Below are 3424 nucleotides of genomic sequence, written 5' to 3'. Positions count from 1 at the left end.
GGCAAGGGGAGATTCCGCTGCGTCGTCTTGTGAAGGAAGCGCTACGCATGCGTCCGGACCGTCTTATCGTGGGTGAGGTCCGAGAGGCTGAAAGCCTGGACATGCTGATCGCCTTGAATTCAGGTCTTCCAGGGATGTGTAGCGTCCACGCCAACAGTGCGCACGACGCAATAACCAAGATCTGCACGCTGCCCTTGCTGGCGGGGGACAACATCTCAAGTGCGTTCGTGGTGCCTACCGTCGCCTCCTGCATCGACCTGGTCGTACATTGCGTTCGAGAGCGGACCGGTCAACGCCGGGTGGTTGAGATAGTTGCGCTCGGCCGCAGGGTCGAAAATGGCGTGATTGAAACGTCGACGGTATTTCGGCGAGTCGACGGTGAATTGCGAATGACGGCGTCGAACATGCCGGCCGAAGAGAAGTTCGCTGCTGCGGGCTACAGTGTTGCCTCCATTCTGAGCCCATCGTGACCGTCGCTGTGGGGGCGGCGTTGGGCGCGGGCCTATTCATGATCTGGTGGTCGACATGGACGGAGCCGCCCCGTCCAGCCAGAATCAAACACCGCGCCGGCAAGGTCGACGAGCTACTGCTACGTGCCGGAGTAGAGCGGGTATCCGCGATGGGTTTGTTGACGGCAAGCGCCGCCGCAGGGCTGTTCGTGTTTCTCATCGCTTTCGTCTTTACAGCAACGCCCGCCATTGCTGCCTGTTTCGCGCTCTTCGGTGCGCTTGCACCCTTCATGCTGGTGCACTGGCGCGCGCGAAAACGGACGGCGTCACTCCGGGAGCTATGGCCGGACGTCGTGGATCACCTGCGCTCGGCCATCCGGGCTGGCCTCTCACTGCCCGAAGCGTTGATGCAACTGGGCGTAAAAGGCCCTGAAGAACTCCGCCCCGCCTTCGGCGACTTCGCACGCGACTACCGGGCAGGCGGACAATTCGACCATTCATTGGACCGTCTTAAGGACCGGTTGGCGGATCCTGTGGCGGACAGGATCGTCGAAGCACTGAGACTAACCCGCGAAGTTGGTGGGACCGATCTGGGGCGGCTTTTGGGCACACTGGCCGAATTCCTGCGCGATAGCGCGCGGACCCGTAGCGAACTTGAGGCCCGCCAGTCGTGGACAGTCAACGCAGCCCGACTCGCGGTAGCCGCACCTTGGATCGTACTCGCCCTGCTGTCGACGAGACCGGAGGCAGTGGCCGCTTACAACACCACGGGCGGGGCTGCTGTACTCATTGGAGGCTTGCTCGTATCAGCCTTCTGTTACTGGGTGATGCTGCGGATCGGTGCGCTGCCCGAGGACGAGAGGGTGCTTCGCTGATGGAACTTGCTCTGGCGGCCCTGGCGGGGGCGACACTCGGCTCTGGGCTCTGGCTCACGTTCGTGCGGCTACCGGTGATGCGTCAACCCCGCTTCGTCGAGCGAATTGCTCCCCAGCTTAAGTCCGTCGATGTGCAATCCCGCCTGCTGAAGACTCAGGCAGTGACTCCCTTCGGCCCGTTGGAACGGATCATCCGCCCGGTCGCGCGCGACGCCGTCACCTGGCTGAACAAGTTCAGTCCAGCGTCATCTGTGCTCGCCCGCAGGCTCGAACAGGCCGGGCGGACGCAATCCGTCCTCGACTTCCGCGCCGAACAGGTCATCTGGGGGAGTGTCGGGCTCGCCGCGTCAACGACCGTCATCCTTACCCTCGCTGCCTCCGGCAGCTTCAACCCAATGCTGGCGGTGCTCATCGTGTTCGGAAGTGCGGCCGGTGGCTATCTGCTCCGGGACTACCTACTGGGCGCGGAGATAAGAAAACGGGAGAGCCGCATCCTTGCGGAGTTCCCCAGTCTCGCCGAGCTTATGGCTCTTGCCGTCAGCGCGGGGGAGAGTGCCACGGGTGCGTTGGAACGGATCTGCCGCACGGGTCATGGCGAGCTCGCGAGAGAGTTCGGCCGTGTCCTCTCAGAGACCCGAGCGGGAACACCACTACTGCAGGCGCTCCAGAACTTCTCCAACCGCACACAACTGGCGCCGCTCGTGCGCTTCGTGGATGGTGTCAGCGTCGCTGTAGACCGCGGAACGCCGCTGGCTGACGTGCTGCGCGCTCAGGCGCAGGACGTTCGGGACCTGTCCAAACGGGAGTTGATGGAGTCCGCTGGTCGCAAGGAGATCGCCATGATGGTGCCGCTGGTATTCGGGGTCCTGCCGCTCACCGTTCTTTTTGCCGTGTACCCCGGCATAGCCCTGATCAACCTGGGACTCTGACCACCGGGCAACTCCGCCTTGACCTCAAACGAACACCACGGAAAGAGAGAAAAACCAGCATGCGTAACCGCCTCATCGCAAGCTTCCTGCTCACTGCTGCCGTTCTACGCGCCCATGTGCCGGCGGCACCATCCGATGACCATCGGGAGCGCGGAGACGTCCCCGGTTGGGTCATGATCACCCTGATGTCTGCGGTCCTTGTTGCTGCCCTTCTGGCTATCGCCGCACCCGCCCTTGAAGGGCTGTTCAACGAAGCGATCAACCGCGTAAGCCCGTAAGCCGGTGGAATTCTCGCCGCGCAAAGGCGCGCCACGGCCCTCGACTCAACGAGAACGAGAACGAGGTGCCGCCACCGTCGACTTCGCGCTCATCGGCGGATTATTGACCGTCATCTTCCTCGCGATCGTTCAACTCACTCTGGTGCTGCATGTCAGGAACACGCTGATCGACGCTGCATCCTCGGGTGCCCGCTATGGCACCCTCGCCGACCGTTCACCCGCTGATGCAGCCGCTCGCACCACCTCTCTAATCACCGGTGCAATCAACAGCGCCTATGCGCAGGACGTGTCGGTAGCCCGGATCGAGCAGGGAGGTTCGCCAATTCTGCAGGTCACGGTTCGCGCGCCCATTCCTGTGATCGGGCTTATCGGTCCGAGCGGGACCATGGAGGTGACCGGGCATGCTGCGCTCACTTCCTGAGCGGGTCGAAACTGCCGTGCCCGACGACGACGCCGGCAGCGCCGTTCTTGAGTTCACTTTCCTTGGACTACTCCTGCTGGTGCCCGTGGTCTATCTGGTGCTGACCATCGGCGCCATCCAGGGAGCGTCCTTCGCTGTAGTCGGTGCGGCCGACCAGGCCGCGAAGGTCTTCGTGGATTCGGAAACTCCGGAAGAAGCACACGTGCGGGCACAGCAGGCAGTCGATCTTGCTATCTCCGACTTCGGGCTGCCCGCTGACGACGCCGGCGTGACCATCACCTGCGGCGGAAGGTGCCTCGAACCGGGCTCAAGCGTGACTGTCGACGTTGATCTACGGGTTCCACTCCCGTTGGTCCCCACAATGCCCGGGTTGAACACGTCAGCAGCAACGGTCGACTCAAGCGCAACCCAACTTGTGGAGCGGTTCGGATGACGGAAACCGGAGCAGACAACCCACGTTCGCGCGTCATGA

At 62.9% G+C, this 3424-nt stretch carries 6 protein-coding genes; all 6 read left to right on the top strand.

All coding sequences use genetic code 11. The features are described from left to right. On the top strand, positions 1-470 hold a 470-nt coding region (locus RIF85_RS15195), incomplete at its 5' end, for an ATPase, T2SS/T4P/T4SS family (RefSeq protein WP_309072742.1). Further along, on the top strand, positions 467-1324 hold the full coding sequence (locus RIF85_RS15190) for a type II secretion system F family protein (RefSeq protein WP_309072741.1): 858 nt from the start codon (positions 467-469) through the stop codon (positions 1322-1324). The genes RIF85_RS15195 and RIF85_RS15190, both read left to right, overlap by 4 nt. Further along, positions 1324-2253, top strand: coding sequence for a type II secretion system F family protein (locus RIF85_RS15185; RefSeq protein WP_309072740.1), 930 nt, complete (start codon positions 1324-1326; stop codon positions 2251-2253). The genes RIF85_RS15190 and RIF85_RS15185 overlap by 1 nt, the downstream gene beginning before the upstream one ends. 59 nt (positions 2254-2312) lie before the next feature. Next, positions 2313-2531: a hypothetical protein gene (locus RIF85_RS15180; protein ID WP_309072739.1), complete on the top strand. Its 219-nt coding sequence runs from the start codon at positions 2313-2315 to the stop codon at positions 2529-2531. A gap of 4 nt (positions 2532-2535) precedes the next feature. After that, on the top strand, positions 2536-2952 hold the full coding sequence (locus tag RIF85_RS15175; RefSeq protein WP_309072738.1) for a TadE/TadG family type IV pilus assembly protein: 417 nt from the start codon (positions 2536-2538) through the stop codon (positions 2950-2952). Further along, positions 2933-3385 (top strand): hypothetical protein, encoded by a 453-nt coding sequence (locus RIF85_RS15170; protein WP_309072737.1) that lies wholly within the window; start codon positions 2933-2935, stop codon positions 3383-3385. The genes RIF85_RS15175 and RIF85_RS15170 overlap by 20 nt, the downstream gene beginning before the upstream one ends. The last annotated feature ends 39 nt before the right edge of the window (positions 3386-3424 follow it).

It is taken from the genome of Arthrobacter sp. (assembly GCF_031179385.1).
In the GTDB taxonomy this organism is placed as follows: Bacteria; Actinomycetota; Actinomycetes; order Actinomycetales; family Micrococcaceae; genus Arthrobacter_D.
This window is presented reverse-complemented; position numbering and strand designations above follow the sequence as displayed.